Raw genomic sequence first — 15,025 nt, 5'->3', positions numbered from 1 at the left:
GCCATGACCCGGTCACCTCGTTCGACCGGGCTGACGGGGCTGGCCCGCGCGGGTTTCGACGATCTCGGACGGGCTGACGCCGACCTCGCCGAACTCGCCGACCTGACGGGGGTCGACCGGGACGAGCTGATCGCGTCGGCCGAGGCCGCCGCGGACCCCGATTCGGCGGTGTCTGCGCTGTTGCGCATCGCTCGGCGGGACGCATCGATCGTGACCGACTCGTTGCGAGGCCGGCCCGCCGTGGTGTGGTCGGTGCTCGGCGCGTCGCTCGGGCTGGCCGACTTCTACCTGCGGCATCCGGAAGAGCTCGCCGACCTCGCCTCCGAGGGCGACGGGCTCCCGACACGCGACGAGTTGATCGTGCAGATGCTGGATGCCGTCGGCGCCGAGGACGGCTTCGCGGCGTCCTCGGGTGATGACGCCTGGGTCGCACTGCGGGTGCGGTACCGCCGGATGCTGGCGCGCATCGCCCGGTTCGACCTCGCGGCATCCGATCCGACGATCATCCTGCACGCGGTCGCCGCCGCGCTCGCGGACGCCGCCGGTGCGGCCCTCGAGGCCTCCCTCGCCGTGGCACGCAGCAGGCTCGTCGCGGGTGTCCCGGGTGCCGGTCGTTTCGAGCGCGACGCGGTCGCCGCGACACGCCTCGCCATCATCGGGATGGGCAAGTCCGGGGCGCGCGAGCTGAACTACGTCAGCGACGTCGACGTCATCTTCGTCGGAGGATCGGCTGACGAAGACACCGTCTCGGAGTCGCAGGCCGTGGAGATCGCCACGCGGCTGGCGATCCAGACGATGCGCGGCATCTCGGAAGTGGAGATCGAGCCGCCGCTGTGGGAGGTCGATCCGAACCTGCGCCCGGAAGGGAAGCAGGGCGCACTCGTGCGCACCCTCGACTCGCACATCGCCTACTACGACCGCTGGGCCAAGAGCTGGGAGTTCCAGGCCCTGCTCAAAGCCCGCCCGCTGGCCGGCGACGTGCAGCTCGGCGAGCAGTACGTCGACGCCGTGCAACCGATGGTGTGGGCGAGCGCGGCCCGCGAGAACTTCGTCGAGAGCGTGCAGAAGATGCGGGAGCGGGTGACCGACCACATCCCTCCGGCCGAGGTCGCGCGGCAGCTCAAGCTCGGGCCGGGCGGCATCCGCGATGTCGAGTTCACCGTCCAGCTGCTGCAGCTCGTGCACGGCGCGACCGATGACCGTATCCGGGAGCGCTCGACTCTCGACGCGCTGGACGCGCTCGTGTCGGAGGGATACATCGGACGCGAAGATGCGTCGCGCTTCGCGCTCGACTACCGGCGTCTGCGCGTCATGGAGCACAGGCTGCAGCTGCGCGAACTGCGCCGGACCCACCTCATGCCCGAAGACGGGGCGGCGCTGCGCACACTCGCTCGGTCGTCGCGTATCGGTGACGGCGGCGACCGGGTCGTCGCGGTGTGGGAGGAGATCAAGCGCGAGGTGCGCGAGATCCACGTGCGGCTGTTCTACCGGCCGCTGCTCTCGGCGGTCGCGGCGCTGCCCGCTGACGAGCAGACGCTCTCGCCCGAGGCGGCGAGGGCGCGGCTCGCCGCCATCGGGTTCCGTGACCCCGCGGGCGCGCTGCGGCACATCGGGGCGCTGACGAGCGGCCTCAGCCGGAAGGCCGTCATCCAGCGGCACCTCATGCCGGTCATGATCCGCTGGTTCGCCGACGGAGTCGATCCCGACTACGGGCTGCTGGCGTTCCGGCGCATCAGCGAGCGGTTGGGGAACACGCCGTGGTTCCTTCGGATGCTGCGCGACTCGTCGGGAGCCGCCGAGAGTCTCACCCGGCTGCTCTCGGGCTCGCGCTACGTCGGTGAACTGATGGAGTGGATCCCCGAGTCGATCGCCTGGCTCGATTCGCCCGATCAACTGCGGCCCCGACCCGGATTCGTGCTTCAGGAAGAGGCGCGGGCCATTCAGACCCGGCATGCCTCGATCGACGACGCGATGTCGGCGGTCCGGGCCCTCCGCCGGCGAGAGCTGCTGCGCCTCGCGATGGCGGCCGTCGTCGGCGAGCTGTCGATCGAAGAGCTCGCCGAAGGCCTGACCACCGTCACGGAGGTCACGATCCAGGCGACACTGCGCGCCGTGCGGCGCGAGGTGGTACCGGCCGAAGACGACCGCCTCGATTTCTCCGTCATCGCGATGGGGCGTTTCGGGGGTTCCGAGCTCGGGTTCGGCTCGGACGCCGACATCATCTACGTCTTCGACGCGAACGGCGTGCCGGCGCAGCGCGCTCAGGAACTCGCCCTCCAGCTCGTTCAGGGTGTGCGCCGATACTCCGAGGATCATCGCCTGCCGCTCGAGCTCGACGCGGGGCTGCGACCCGAAGGGCGGAACGGCCCGCTCGTGCGTTCGCTGGAGTCGTACGCGGAGTATTACCGGCGCTGGTCCCTGTCGTGGGAGGCGCAGGCCCTTCTGCGCGCACGTGGCGTCGCGGGCAGCGTGACGCTCATCGATCGCTTCCTCGCGCTGGCCGATGACCTGCGCTATCCGGTGGCCCCCGATCCTCAAGGTCTCCGTGAGATCCGGCGCATCAAGGCCCGGGTCGAGAGCGAGCGACTGCCGCAGGGACAGGACCGCTCTCGGCATCTCAAGCTCGGTCCCGGCGGTCTGAGCGACGTCGAGTGGCTCGTGCAGCTCATCCAGCTCGAGCACGCCCACCGGGTGCCGGGCCTGCGCACGACCTCGACCATCGCGGCCCTCGAGGCGGCCGTCGAAGCCGAGCTCATCCCGCGCGATGCCGCGGAGAAGCTCGCGGCGGCGTGGCGGCTGGCCAGTCGGCTCCGGTCGGCGAACACCCTGCTGTCGGGACAGACGAGCGACGTCCTGCCGACCGATCGCGGACGACTGGACGGAATCGGTCGTTTGCTGGAGTATCCGGCGCGATCGGCGACCATCGTGGAGGAGGATTGGATGCGCGCTGCGCGTCAAGCCCGCCGCGTGTTCGAGAAGCTCTTCTACGGCTAAGGGGAAACATGTCGGTTGGTCTGCTGGCTGTCGTCGACGACATCCTGAGCGCGGCTCTGCGCGCCTCCGCGAAGTCGGCGGGTGTCGTGATCGACGATGCCGCCGTGACGCCGCAGTACGTCCAGGGGATCACCCCCGCCAGAGAGCTGCCCGTCGTGGCGAAGATCGCGCTCGGGTCGATCGCGAACAAGTTCCTCATCATCATCCCGGTGGCGCTGCTGCTGACCGCGTTCGCGCCGGCCGTGCTGCCCTTCCTCCTCATCCTCGGCGGGATGTTCCTCTGCTACGAGGGAGCCGAGAAGATGCTGGAGTGGTTCGGTGTGCACCACGGAGCGGACGACGACGGTCCGCGCGACGAGAAGAAGCTCGTGCTCGGCGCCGTTCGCACCGACCTCATCCTGTCGGCCGAGATCATGCTCATCTCATTGTCGAATCTCGACGAGGGGATGGGTATCTGGCAGACCCTGGCGGTCCTCGCGGTGATCGCCCTGCTCATGACGGGGATCGTCTACGGCGCCGTCGCCCTGTTGGTGAAGATCGACGACATCGGCCTGCGGATGGCGAAGAACCCGTCGTCACGCGTCCGGCACACCGGCATGCGGATCGTCCGGTCGATGCCCGCCGTGTTCCGCGTGATCAGCGTCGTGGGAACGGTCGCGATGCTGTGGGTCGGCGGACACCTCGTGCTCGCGAACCTCGGCGAGGTGGGTGTGACTTTCACCCTCGACCTTCTGCACGGGGTGGAGCACCTTCTCGAAGCTGCGGGCGGTGTCGTCGTCTGGATCGGTGAGACCGCCGTCTCGGCCGTCGCCGGGCTGCTCGTCGGCCTCGTCATCGTCGGGGTGCTGACCGTGCTCCGGCGCCTCCGCAACGGCGAACCGCAGCACGCCGGAGGCGCCGGCGCGCACTGAGCGTCAGTGCTCGGCGTCCGGAATCCGGTCCTCCTCCGCCTCGACGGGATCGGCGTCGAGGTCGGGCACGATCGAAGTGTCATCGCGATCGGTGTCCTGCGCGGCGGGGTCGGCGATGGGCTGCTGGTCACGGGATGCGTCGGTCATGACAGCAGTCCACCGTGGCGGCGGCATCCGGTCACGGTGGTTGACACGAAGTCAAGCCGCCTGCTCACGGTCGATGCGTCTCATAGCCTGACGGAGTGATGACGACCGCGACGCTGCCCCGCGCGGCGCGTGTCGAACCTTCGCAACGTCGCTTCTGCGTCGATGGACTGGAGTTCCGCGTCTGGAGCTCGGACGCGGTGGCGTCCTTCCCGGCTATCGTGCTTCTCCACGGTGTGGGGATGTCGCATCGGTCGTTCCTGCGGCTGCACCCGCTGCTCGCGCAGACCGCAGCCGTGCACAGCATCGATCTGCCCGGCTTCGCGGGCCTGCCGGTGCCGGACCGGAACGTGCCGGTCGCCATGATGGCCGATGCGCTTGCGGAACTGCTCCGCCGCGTGGTCGGCCGACCGGCCGTGATCGTCGGGCACTCGATGGGAGCGCAGTGGGCGGTGGAGACGGCGTCGCGGCATCCGGATCTGGTGAGTGGGCTCGCCCTGATCGGCCCGGTCGTCGATGATCACCACCGCACGCTCGGCGCGCAGGCCCTGGCACTCTCCCGCGATGGACTGCTCGAGCCGCCCCGGGTGAACGCCCGCGTCACGCTCGACTACTTCCGCACCCGCCCGCGCTGGTTCTTCGCGCAGGTCCGCCATATGCTCGCCTATCCCATCGAGGACCGCGTGGCGGAGGTCGACGTCCCGACGCTTCTCGTGCGCGGCGGCCGCGACCCGATCGCCGGGGACGCGTGGGTCGAGCGCCTCGCCGGCCGAGCGGCACGGGGCAGCGTCCTGGTCGTGCCGGGGAAAGGCCACCACGTGGAGCGCACCGCGGCGGAGCCCGTCGCTCGCGGCATCCTCGCCGTCGCCGCGTCGAGCGAGCCGGGGGAGGGCCCGTGACCTTCCGCCCCGTGAGGAATGCCGTCTGGTGGGTCGCGGACTACGCCTACGCCGCCGTGTGGCAGGTTCGAGCCTTCTTCTCGCGGACGGATCCCGGCGACTTCGTGTCGGGAGAAGGTAGACCCATCGTAGTGCTGCCCGGCGTCTACGAGACGTGGCGGTTCCTCCAGCCGCTCATCACCGAGCTGCACGATCGCGGGCATCCGGTGCACGTCATCACCGCGTTGGGGCGGAACCGCTGGCCGGTGCCGCGTGCTGCCCGCCACGTCGCGGAGTACCTGCAGCGGCACGCACTCGACGACGTCGTGATCGTCGCGCACAGCAAGGGCGGGCTCGTCGGCAAGCAGGTCATGGTGGATGCCGCTGTCGGCAGCCGCGTCCGGGGCATGGTGGCCGTCGCGAGCCCGTTTGCGGGGTCTGTGTACGGTCGGCTCATGCTCGTGCCCGCGCTGCGTGCGTTCTCGCCGAGCGCGCCCGGAATCCTGGCGCTGGCGCGCGAAGTCGCACCCAACGCGCGCATCGTGTCGGTCTACGGCGAGTTCGACCCTCACATCCCGGGCGGAAGCGAGCTCGACGGCGCGCGCAACGTCCGACTGGAGACCGGAGGACATTTCCGGATCCTCGCGCACCCGCGGGTCATCGCCGAGGTCGTGCGGTTGGCCGAGTGAGGCTCGTCAGTTGATGATCTCGGCGCGTTCGGCCGCCATCCGATCGATGCGCTCCCGCCACGTCTGCAGCGCCTCGGCCGACAGGCGGGTCCAGTCGGTGACTTCGCCGACGACGCGCAGGGGAGCGGCGGAGCGGTACGACCGCGTGGGGTTGCCGGGGAACTTCTTGTCGGTGACGTTCGGGTCATCCTCGAACTCGCCGGTGGGCTCGACGACGTAGACATGCGGCTCACCCGGGACCGGGGCGATCTCGGCCGCGAGACCGGCGCCGTCTTTCACCGCTGTGAAGTAGACGTGGTTCATCGTGATCTCCGGGCGGTAATTCGATGGGAAGCCCGGGGTGAGCAGGTCGCCGACGCGAAGCGAGGCCTTCGTACCGTGGAAGAACGGTCCGGGGATGTCGGTGAGATTCACCCGATCAGGATCGCCCCGGCGATGCCCGTGATGCAACCACGCACCGACGACGGAGCCCCGCCGCCCGACTCGTGCAGAGTGGGCGACGGGGCTCGTCGCAGCCGAGGCGTCAGACGCCGAAGTACAGCTCGTACTCGTAGGGGTGAGGACGGGCGTTGATCGGCTGGATCTCGTTCTCGATCTTGTACTCGATCCAGGTCTCGATCAGCTCGGGCGTGAAGACGCCGCCGGCCAGCAGGAACTCGTGGTCGTTGCGCAGCGCCTCGAGGGAGTCGAGCAGCGAGTTCGGAACCTGCGGGATGTTCTTGGCCTCCTCGGGCGGCAGCTCGTAGAGGTCCTTGTCGACGGGCTCGTGGGGCTCGATGCGGTTCTTGATGCCGTCGAGGCCCGCCATCATCTGCGCGGCGAACGCGAGGTACGGGTTGCCCGAGGCGTCGGGGGCTCGGAACTCGATGCGCTTGGCCTTGGGGTTGGTACCCGTGATCGGGATGCGGACGGCCGCCGAACGGTTGCCGGCCGAGTACACCAGGTTGACCGGAGCCTCGTAGCCCTTGACCAGACGCTTGTACGAGTTGAGCGTCGGGTTGGTGAACGCCAGGACCGCGGGAGCGTGCTTGAGCAGGCCGCCGATGTACCAGCGGGCGATGTCGGAGAGACCGCCGTAGCCCTTCTCGTCGTAGAAGAGGGGCTCGCCGTTCAGCCACAGCGACTGGTGGGTGTGCATGCCCGAGCCGTTGTCGCCGAAGAGCGGCTTGGGCATGAAGGTCGCGACCTTGCCCCACATCTCGGCGGTGTTCTTGACGATGTACTTGAACTTCAGGATGTCGTCCGCCGAGTGCACCATGGTGTCGAAGCGGTAGTTGATCTCCTGCTGTCCACCGGTGCCGACCTCGTGGTGCGCGCGCTCGAGCACGAGGCCCGACTCGATGAGCTTCAGCGAGATGTCGTCGCGCAGGTCGGCCGTCTTGTCGACCGGCGAGACGGGGAAGTAGCCGCCCTTGTAAGCGGTCTTGTTGGCGAGGTTGCCGCCCTCTTCGACACGGCCCGTGTTCCACGCGCCCTCTTCGGAGTCGACGGAGTAGAAGCTCGAGTTCTGCTTCACCTCGTAGCGGACGTCGTCGAAGATGTAGAACTCGGCCTCGGGGGCGAAGAACGCGGTGTCGGCGATGCCGGTCGAGGCGAGGTACTTCTCAGCCTTCTTCGCGACCTGCCGCGGGTCCTTGGCGTAGATCTCGCCGTTGCGCGGGTTGTAGATGTCGAAGATCATGATCAGCGTCTTCGCCTCGCGGAACGGGTCGACGTAGGCCGTCGACACGTCCGGGATCAGCTGCATGTCCGACTCGTGGATGTTCGCGAAGCCGCGGATCGACGAGCCGTCGAACAGCTGACCGACCGTGAAGAACTCCTCGTCGACGGTCGAGGCCGGGATGTTGAAGTGCTGCTGCACGCCAGGAAGGTCCGTGAAACGGATGTCGAGGAACTTGACGTCCTCGTCCTGGATGAACTTGAGCACCTCGGAAGAATCTTTGAACATGGAGTCTCCAAGATCGGGTGAGGAACAGCCTGGAGTCATCCAGACCTCTTCGAACCTATCGGCATCCAGTTGCCCGGCAGTATCTCGGATGTTTCCGGGATGTTACGCGGCCGGCCCCGTTTAGGCTGGACGGGTGCCCGAATCCCTGCGCGAGAACACCTATCCCGGCGAGCGGCTGGGGCGTCCCGAGCACGGGCCCGGCAGCGTCGGCCGCCTGGGACGGCGTCTCGCGGCGCTCGCTATCGACTACGCGGCGGCGACCCTGCTCGCGACCGCGTTCCTCGGGTTCGACCAGTTCGCTCTTCCCGGAGAGGCGGGGGTGACGCAGTTCGCGCCGCTCACGGTCTTCGCGGCGCTGCAGGTCATCTTCATCCCCCTGATCGGTGGAAGCCCGGGACACCGCATCGTCGGCTTGCGCCTCGAGCTCCTGCACGGTGGCTGGACCGGCCTCTGGCGTCCGATCGTCCGGACGCTGCTCCTCATCCTCGTCATCCCCGCCGTCGTGTTCGATCCCGATCAGCGGGGGCTGCACGACAAGGCAGCGGGCACGATCCTCGTCCGCGTCTGACGGAGCGGGTCCGCGCCTCCGGACGGATCAGCGGGGTCGCTGAGCGCGGGTCTTCATGGGGTCGACGCCCTTCGGGATCGGCAGCGACGTCACCGACTGCGAGACCGACTCGATGCGCTTGATGACGGCTGCCATCGTGGTGCGGTCGATCGCCTTCGGCAGAGCCTTGATCGTCGGGGCGAGCTTGGCGATGGGAACGTCGTCCTCGCCGTGGCCGACGTAGAGGACATGGATCGGAACACCCGAAGCGACGCGCTTGACCTTGCTGCGCTCGTCGTTGATCAGTCGCGTCAGACGCCCGCGGGCGCCCTCGCCGATGATGACGACACCGCCACGACCCACCGCGCGGTACACAGCCTCCTGCGTCTTCGGGTTGACGCCGACCGGCATCTCCGAGGCCTGCCACTTGCGCCCCAGGTTGGTCGAGATGATGTGTCCCGTCGCGCCCGGCATCCCGTCGATGCGCTTGTACATCGCCCGCGTCGCCAGACGCGTCATCGTGATCATGGCGCCGAGGATGCCGAAGAGCAGGCCCGTGACGCCCCACAGGATGACGCTCCAGATCGCTCCCGGCGGAATCAGGAACCCGACGAGCACGCCCAGGCCCACACCGGCGACCACGATGCCGATGAGCAGCCACGGCAGCCAGCTGTAGTACTCCTTCGTGAAGGTGAAGAGGGAGCGGAGCTGGGAGAAGAATCCGGGGCGCTTCTCGGGTGCGGTGCTGCGGGACGACATGCTCACAGCCTACCTTTTCGGCCGCGTCGTTCCGCCTCCACAACCGCCCCTGCGCGGTGACCGTGCACAGATCGACTCGATGCCGGTGAGAGGGGGACGAGCGGGAGCGACGCTGACACGATGAATCACACGCCGTCCGCCGATGTTCCCGCGCCGCTGCGGCGTGTGGCGCCCCCTGACGCTCCCTTCCCCGGTGAGATCCTGGCGTCGCCCCACGGAGCTGTGTACCGGGTCGCAGCGACGCGCGTGCCTCACGAGATGTGGTCAGCGCGCTCCGGCGGTCACCTTCTCGCTCCCGACGACGTCGATCGGGTCGCGGACGAGACGCTCGTGATCCTGCCGCTCCTCCGTGCGCGCCTGTGCGGCGCAGACGCAGCGTTCGACCTCACATCCGGTCAAGCGGTGACCCTGGTCGTCAGCGTCCTGCGCGGCGCGGTGGATGCGGCGCGGTCGGAATGGCGCACGGGGGAGTGGTGGTCGACGAGCGATGGACGCCCTGTGCTCGTCCCCACGGGAGCGCGGGGATGGGAGATGTCGTCGCGCACCGTGCTCGGTCGCATCCCCGACGCGACGCTGTCCCCCGATATCCGCCAGCGGGTCGGTGACGCCCTGGCGGACCGGATCACACTGCCGTTCGCGGCGCCCGGTCTCGAGGACGACCTGTTCGCGGTGGCCTCTCCGGAGCCGTTCGTCATCGCGCCGCCGATGGGCCTACATCGCCCGTCGGGCGGTGCTGCCGGAGAGAGCCCCTCGGCGGATGCCGCGGTCGTGGCGCGAAGCGCGGCGGCGGGGCTCGTCGACGGCGAGCTGATGGGGCGCGTGAGCACCGCGATCGCCGGGACCCGTGCGGCACTGCAGCATGCGACCGGTCTTCTCTCGCGGCAGCGACGACGACCCGAGCGGAGTGGCGCGGTCCCGTCCGCCGGCCGGCGACGCGTGATGTGGGTCGCGCTGGCCGCGGTCGGTGCGACAGTCGCCATCGGCCTCTCTCTGCCATATGGCGCGGGCGGCGATGAAGGATCCGCTGCGGACGTGCCGGCCTCGGAAGCGGAGGAGCAGCCCCGGGCGGAAGCCGGCTCCCCGGATCCGTCGGCCGGCGGGGACGCCCCGGGGGATGATCGGTCGTCGCCGTCGTCGCGTGTCGAGACACCGCCGACCGACCCTGATCTCCGGGTCGTCGACGACCTTGCGGATTGCTTGCGCAGCGACGATCCGGCGTGCCGCGCCGCGGTTCTCGAACGACCGGATGCAGCCTTGCCGGAAGGCATCGCGACCGCCGACGCGCCGCGTGAGGTGCGCCTGCTCGACGATCTCGGCGGAGTGGAAGTGGTGCGCGTCGACGACCCCTCGGGGGAACGCCCCTCTCAGATCGTGGTCGTCGTCACCCATGACGAGAAACGGCTGGTCCGCGACGTATACGACGTCGCGGACCAGCCGTGATGCGGTGGACTCAGCTGATCAGTAGCCGAGGTTCCCCTCGAACTGGGCACCCTCGAGGCGTGCCTTCATGGCGCTCAGGAAGCGCGCCGCGTCGGCGCCGTCGATCGTGCGGTGGTCGTACGAAAGCGCGAGGTAGACGTACGAGCGCACCGAGATCGCGTCCTTGCCGTCCACCGTCACGACGCCGGGGCGCTTGTAGACGATGCCGGTGCCGAGGATCGCCGACTGCGGGAGGAACACCACGGGGGTGTCGAAGAGCGCTCCGCGCGAACCGGTGTTGGTGATCGTGAACGTGCCGCCGGCGAGCTCGTCGGGCTTCAGCTTGTTGTCGCGCGTGCGTGCGGCGAGGTCAGCGATGTCCTGTGCGATCTGGGCGAGGTTCTTCGAACCGGCGTCGCGCAGCACGGGCGTGAGCAGTCCGCGCTCGGTGTCGACCGCGATCGAGATGTTCTCCGTGGCCGGGTAGACGATCTCTTCTCCGTCGACCGTCGAGTTCACGATCGGGAAGGTCTGGAGCGCCTCCGCCGCGGCGAGAGCGAAGAAGGGCAGGAACGACAGCTTGGCCCCGGTCTTCTCGTTGAAGTCGACCTTCACCTTGTCGCGGAACGCCGACAGCTTGGTGACGTCCACCTCGACGACGGTCGTCAGCTGAGCGGTCTGCTGCATCGACTCGACGGCGCGCTTGGCGAGCACCTTGCGCAGGCGCGACATCGGTGCCCGCGTGCCGCGGAGCTCCGAGACCTCGACCTGAGCGGGCGCGGCGGGTGCCTCCGCTGCGGCGGGCTTCGCCGACGCGGCTTCCGCGGCCTTGAGGACGTCCTCCTTGCGGATGCGACCGCCGACGCCGCTGCCCTTGATCGACGAGAGGTCGACACCCTGCTGCTGCGCGAGGCGGCGCACGAGCGGGGTCACGTACGTGACGCCGTCGTTGTCGGCTGCGGGGGCGGCCTCAGCTGCCGGTGCGGCGGCGGGAGCGGACTGCTGCGCGGGAGCGGGCGCGGACTGCTGCGCGGGGGCAGGAGCGGACTGCTGGGCGGGGACAGGCGCGGACTGCTGCGCGGGGGCCTCGGCCGGTGCGGCCGGCTTCTCGGCAGCCGGCTCGGGAGCGGCGGGCGCCTCGGCAGCCGGAGCGGGAACACCCGAACCGATGCGCGCGAGCGCGGAGCCGACCTCGACGGTCTCGTCCTCCTGGACGAGGATCTCGACGAGAGTGCCCGCGAAGGGAGCGGGGATCTCGGTGTCGACCTTGTCGGTCGAGATCTCGAGGAGCGGCTCATCGACGGCGACGTCGTCGCCGATCTGCTTGAGCCAGCGGGTGACGGTTCCCTCGGTGACGCTCTCGCCGAGCTCGGGGAGGACGACATCCTTCGCGTCGCCGGCTGCTGCGGGCGCGGGCTCGGACTGCTGCGGCGCGGACTCCGCGGGCGCCTCGGCGGCCGGGGCCTCCTGCGCGGGGGCGGGGGCCTCTTCGGCCGGCGCCTGCTCGGTGGGGGCGTCGCTGGAGGGCGCACCCGAGCCATCGCCGATCTTCGCCAGGATGGCGCCGACCTCGACGGTCTCGTCCTCCTGCACGAGGATCTCTTCGATGACGCCGCTCACGGGCGACGGAATCTCGGTGTCCACCTTGTCGGTGGAGATCTCGAGAAGACCCTCGTCTTCCTGGATGGTGTCACCGACCTTCTTGAGCCAGCGGGTGACCGTTCCCTCGGTGACGCTCTCTCCGAGCGCGGGGAGGACCACGGAAGTGCTCATGAATCTGTCTCCTTCAAGAAATGCCGATGTCCTTCTAGCTTACTGATCTGCATCGGTCGACCGGTCAGAGCGCATGCAGCGGTTTGCCCGCCAGCGCCAGGAATGCTTCTCCGAGAGCTTCGCTCTGAGTCGGATGGGCGTGGATGAATGGTGCGATGTCCTCGGGGTGGGCTTCCCAGCCCACGGCGAGTTGGCCTTCGGTGATGAGCTCGCCGACGCGGTCGCCCGCGAGATGCACACCGAGGATCGGGCCGTCGAGGCGTCGGACGACCTTGACCAGCCCGGCCGTCCCGAGGATCTCGCTCTTCCCGTTTCCGGCGAGGTTGTACTCACGCACGACGATCGCGTCGCCGTGCGCGGCGCGGGCCTGCTCCTCGGTCAGCCCGACGGAGGCGACCTCGGGACTGCTGTAGGTCACGCGCGGAACGAGACTGTCGGGAACGACGGTGGGGCGCAGGCCTGCGATCTCCTCGGCGACGAAGATGCCCTGCTGGAAGCTGCGATGGGCGAGCTGCAGGCCGGGAACGATGTCGCCGACGGCCCACACGCGGTCGCGCGTGGTGCGCAGCCGCTCGTCGACGCGGACGAAGCCGCGATCGAGCTCGACACCGGCGTCCTCGAAGCCGAGGCCCGCCGTCGCGGGACCGCGGCCGACCGCGACGAGCAGTACGTCGGCCTCCAGCGTGGTGCCGTCTTCGAGCGACACCCGGACGCCGTCCGCGTGCGACTCCGCGGCGCTGAAGCGGACTCCCGTGCGCGCGTCGATCCCGCGCTTGCGGAACGCGCGCTGGATCGTCTTGCTCATCGCGGCATCCTCCGCCGGCAGCAATCGATCGAGCGCCTCGATGATCGTCACGTCCGCGCCGAAGGAGCGCCAGATGCTCGCGAACTCGACGCCGATGACACCACCACCGAGGATGACGGCGTGACGCGGCACAGTGGGGAGCGCCAGGGCGCCCTCGCTCGTGATGATCCGGTCGTCGAGCTCGAGCCCCGGCAGCGAGCGGCTGTACGAACCGGTTGCCAGCACGACGTCGGTGCCGCGGTAACGGTCGCCGCCCACGGTCACGCCACCGTCCGCCTCGAGCCTGCCCTCGCCGTGCACGACGGTGATCTTCCGTGCCGCGATCAGACCCTCGAGACCCTTGTGCTTCTTGGCGACGATGCCGTCGCGATACGCATGGACCCCCGCGACGTCGATGCCCTCGAACGCAGCGCGGACGCCGACGTGCTCCGAGCCGCGGACGTTGTCCGCGACCTCCGCGGAGTGCAGGAGTGCCTTGGTCGGGATGCAGCCCCGGTGCAGGCAGGTTCCGCCGACCTTGTCCTTCTCGACGAGCACCACCGAGGAACCGAGCTCAGCCGCGCGGAGCGCGGCCGCGTAGCCTCCGCTGCCGCCGCCGAGGACGACGAGATCGACGCTGTGATCGGTCATCGCTGCGAACCCCGCAGGTACTCGACGAGTGAGCGGACGGTGGCTGCGGTCGGCCCCTTGTCGGTGCCGCCGAACGCGGCCTTGGTCGTGCCGGACCCCGCGATGTCGAGGTGGATCCAGGGGATGCGGGGCGCGTCGTCCTCGTCGCCGGCGCGACCGACGAAGCGCTGGAGGAACAGCCCGGCGAAGAGCGAGCCGCCGGAGGGGTCGCCGATCTTCGCGTTCTGCATGTCGGCGATGGGGGAGTCGAGCTCGTCCTCCATGTGCGCCGGCAAAGGCAGCTGCCAGGCGGCTTCGCCCGCGCGCTCGGCGGCCGCCAGGTAGTCGGCGACGGCGTGGTCGTCTCCCATGACGCCGGTGTGACGGTTTCCGAGCGCGACGATGATCGCCCCCGTCAGGGTCGCCACGTCGACGATCGCGTCGGGTCGTGTCCGGCTGGCGGCGACGAGGCCGTCCGCGAGGACGAGGCGACCTTCCGCGTCGGTGTTCAGGACCTCGACGGTCGTCCCATCCAGCATCCGGAGCACATCACCCGGACGCGTCGCGCGGCCGGAAGGCATGTTGTCGGCCACGCACAGCCATGCCGAGACCCGCACAGGGAGAGCGAGCGCAGCCGCGGCCTGGACGACGGCGAGCACCGTCGCGGCACCGGCCATGTCGTACTTCATCCCGACCATGCTCGCGGCTGGCTTCAGCGAGAGGCCTCCCGTGTCGAACGTGATGCCCTTGCCGACCAGAGCGACGTGGCGCGCGGCATCGGCGGGGGAGTACTCCACCCGCACGACGCGCGGCGGCCGGTCCGAGCCCTGCCCGACACCGAGCACTCCGCCGAAGCCCTGCCGTTCGAGCTCCGCCTCGTCGAGCACCTCGACCTCGACGGGCAGGCCGGCGACGGCCTCGATCGCGCGCTCCGCCAAGTCGGCGGGAGAGAGCCACTCGGCGGGCGTGCTGACCAGGTCCTTCACCAGCGCGAGCGATCGTCCGAGCGCGTTGACCCCGGCGATCTCCTCGGCGGAGGGCGAGGCGGACGAGTGGATCGTGACGCGCTCTGCTCGCGACTTCGGCGTGCCGCCCTTGTATCCCGCGAAGCGGTAACCGCCCATGACGGCGCCCTCGGCGAGGGCGCCCCAGGTCTCGGCGGGCGCGAGCGGTGCGGCGACGGCGAGCGAGGCGAACCCGGTGGTCACGCGAACCGCGGTGCCGACGGCATCACGCAGCGCGTGGACGTCGGGGTCGCTTCCGGTTCCGACGACGACGACGGGCGTCGACGACACGGCGGGCAGGAACACGCGGTGCACCGATCCTCGTGCGCCGGTGAATCCGACGGCTGCCAGCATCTCGGCGATGCCCGGCCAGCCGGCGACGTCTGCGTGCTCGTCGAGCGGTGGCAGAGCGAGGACCAGGGCGTCGGCGTCGGACTCGGTGACGGGCGCGCTGGTGTGCGCGATCTCGGGGAACGGCATCCTCCCATCCTAGGTTCGCGAGCCGGCGGCGTTCGCTGTCAGCGAGGGGCGAGCCGCCTCCGGGG

13 protein-coding genes are annotated in these 15,025 nt (G+C 69.7%); 6 read left to right on the top strand and 7 right to left on the bottom strand.

The genetic code is table 11. The features are described from left to right. Positions 1-3: 3 nt before the first annotated feature. Both MTS1_RS03145 and MTS1_RS03140 read left to right on the top strand, forming a co-directional pair. Complete coding sequence (locus MTS1_RS03145) at positions 4-2,994, top strand: bifunctional [glutamine synthetase] adenylyltransferase/[glutamine synthetase]-adenylyl-L-tyrosine phosphorylase (RefSeq protein ID WP_023951357.1); 2,991 nt, start codon at positions 4-6, stop codon at positions 2,992-2,994. Positions 2,995-3,002: 8 nt separating this feature from the next. Beyond that, the gene (locus MTS1_RS03140) at positions 3,003-3,905 is read left to right on the top strand and encodes a DUF808 domain-containing protein (RefSeq protein ID WP_036304604.1); all 903 of its coding nucleotides are present in this window, start codon (positions 3,003-3,005) and stop codon (positions 3,903-3,905) included. A gap of 3 nt (positions 3,906-3,908) precedes the next feature. Here MTS1_RS03140 and MTS1_RS16575 read toward each other — a convergent pair whose 3' ends face one another. Next, entirely contained in the window at positions 3,909-4,052 is a 144-nt protein-coding gene (locus tag MTS1_RS16575; RefSeq protein ID WP_023951353.1) for a hypothetical protein, read from the bottom strand. Positions 4,053-4,150: 98 nt separating this feature from the next. Between MTS1_RS16575 and MTS1_RS03135 the strand changes: the two genes are divergently transcribed. Then, complete coding sequence (locus tag MTS1_RS03135; RefSeq protein WP_023951351.1) at positions 4,151-4,948, top strand: alpha/beta fold hydrolase; 798 nt, start codon at positions 4,151-4,153, stop codon at positions 4,946-4,948. Continuing rightward, on the top strand, positions 4,945-5,616 hold the full coding sequence (locus MTS1_RS03130; RefSeq protein ID WP_023951349.1) for a triacylglycerol lipase: 672 nt from the start codon (positions 4,945-4,947) through the stop codon (positions 5,614-5,616). Before MTS1_RS03135 ends, MTS1_RS03130 begins: the two co-directional genes overlap by 4 nt. A 6-nt stretch (positions 5,617-5,622) precedes the next feature. On the opposite strand, the gene arr is transcribed toward MTS1_RS03130, so the two are convergent. Next, a complete protein-coding gene (gene arr, locus MTS1_RS03125; RefSeq protein ID WP_023951347.1) occupies positions 5,623-6,030 on the bottom strand; it encodes an NAD(+)--rifampin ADP-ribosyltransferase in 408 nt (135 codons plus the stop codon). Between the two features lie 109 nt (positions 6,031-6,139). Then, entirely contained in the window at positions 6,140-7,564 is a 1,425-nt protein-coding gene (glnA, locus tag MTS1_RS03120) for a type I glutamate--ammonia ligase (RefSeq protein WP_023951345.1), read from the bottom strand. A gap of 133 nt (positions 7,565-7,697) precedes the next feature. On the opposite strand from glnA, the gene MTS1_RS03115 reads away from it, so the two are divergent. Continuing rightward, a complete protein-coding gene (locus MTS1_RS03115) occupies positions 7,698-8,132 on the top strand; it encodes an RDD family protein (RefSeq protein ID WP_023951343.1) in 435 nt (144 codons plus the stop codon). Between the two features lie 27 nt (positions 8,133-8,159). Here MTS1_RS03115 and MTS1_RS03110 read toward each other — a convergent pair whose 3' ends face one another. After that, positions 8,160-8,870 (bottom strand): DUF4191 domain-containing protein, encoded by a 711-nt coding sequence (locus tag MTS1_RS03110; RefSeq protein ID WP_023951342.1) that lies wholly within the window; start codon positions 8,868-8,870, stop codon positions 8,160-8,162. A 120-nt stretch (positions 8,871-8,990) separates the two neighbouring features. Here MTS1_RS03110 and MTS1_RS03105 point away from each other — a divergent pair, with 120 nt between their 5' ends. Further along, positions 8,991-10,310, top strand: coding sequence for a hypothetical protein (locus MTS1_RS03105; protein ID WP_023951338.1), 1,320 nt, complete (start codon positions 8,991-8,993; stop codon positions 10,308-10,310). A gap of 18 nt (positions 10,311-10,328) precedes the next feature. Here MTS1_RS03105 and sucB read toward each other — a convergent pair whose 3' ends face one another. From sucB to MTS1_RS03090, 3 genes are all read right to left on the bottom strand, one after another. Beyond that, positions 10,329-12,062 carry a 2-oxoglutarate dehydrogenase, E2 component, dihydrolipoamide succinyltransferase gene (sucB, locus tag MTS1_RS03100; protein WP_023951336.1) on the bottom strand — a complete coding sequence of 578 codons (1,734 nt, stop codon included), beginning with the start codon at positions 12,060-12,062 and terminating at the stop codon, positions 10,329-10,331. A gap of 64 nt (positions 12,063-12,126) precedes the next feature. Then, on the bottom strand, positions 12,127-13,497 hold the full coding sequence (gene lpdA / locus MTS1_RS03095; RefSeq protein WP_023951334.1) for a dihydrolipoyl dehydrogenase: 1,371 nt from the start codon (positions 13,495-13,497) through the stop codon (positions 12,127-12,129). Beyond that, a complete protein-coding gene (locus MTS1_RS03090; RefSeq protein WP_023951332.1) occupies positions 13,494-14,960 on the bottom strand; it encodes a leucyl aminopeptidase in 1,467 nt (488 codons plus the stop codon). The genes lpdA and MTS1_RS03090 overlap by 4 nt, the downstream gene beginning before the upstream one ends. Between the last annotated feature and the right edge of the window lie 65 nt (positions 14,961-15,025).

The sequence above is a fragment of the Microbacterium sp. TS-1 genome (genome assembly GCF_000509385.1).
GTDB classification, from domain to species: Bacteria; Actinomycetota; Actinomycetes; order Actinomycetales; family Microbacteriaceae; genus Microbacterium; species Microbacterium arborescens.
The sequence above is the reverse complement of the archived record's forward strand: the minus strand, read 5'-3'. Positions and strand labels throughout refer to the sequence as shown.

Excerpts from the sequence above, each read along its gene's own strand:
- MTS1_RS03145 (WP_023951357.1), top strand. The coding sequence starts at position 4 with ATGACCCGGTCACCTCGTTCGACCGGGCTGACGGGGCTGGCCCGCGCG.
- MTS1_RS03140 (WP_036304604.1), top strand. The coding sequence starts at position 3,003 with ATGTCGGTTGGTCTGCTGGCTGTCGTCGACGACATCCTGAGCGCGGCT.
- MTS1_RS16575 (WP_023951353.1), bottom strand. The coding sequence starts at position 4,052 with ATGACCGACGCATCCCGTGACCAGCAGCCCATCGCCGACCCCGCCGCG.
- MTS1_RS03135 (WP_023951351.1), top strand. The coding sequence starts at position 4,151 with ATGACGACCGCGACGCTGCCCCGCGCGGCGCGTGTCGAACCTTCGCAA.
- glnA (WP_023951345.1), bottom strand. The coding sequence starts at position 7,564 with ATGTTCAAAGATTCTTCCGAGGTGCTCAAGTTCATCCAGGACGAGGAC.
- MTS1_RS03110 (WP_023951342.1), bottom strand. The coding sequence starts at position 8,870 with ATGTCGTCCCGCAGCACCGCACCCGAGAAGCGCCCCGGATTCTTCTCC.
- MTS1_RS03105 (WP_023951338.1), top strand. The coding sequence starts at position 8,991 with ATGAATCACACGCCGTCCGCCGATGTTCCCGCGCCGCTGCGGCGTGTG.
- sucB (WP_023951336.1), bottom strand. The coding sequence starts at position 12,062 with ATGAGCACTTCCGTGGTCCTCCCCGCGCTCGGAGAGAGCGTCACCGAG.
- lpdA (WP_023951334.1), bottom strand. The coding sequence starts at position 13,497 with ATGACCGATCACAGCGTCGATCTCGTCGTCCTCGGCGGCGGCAGCGGA.
- MTS1_RS03090 (WP_023951332.1), bottom strand. The coding sequence starts at position 14,960 with ATGCCGTTCCCCGAGATCGCGCACACCAGCGCGCCCGTCACCGAGTCC.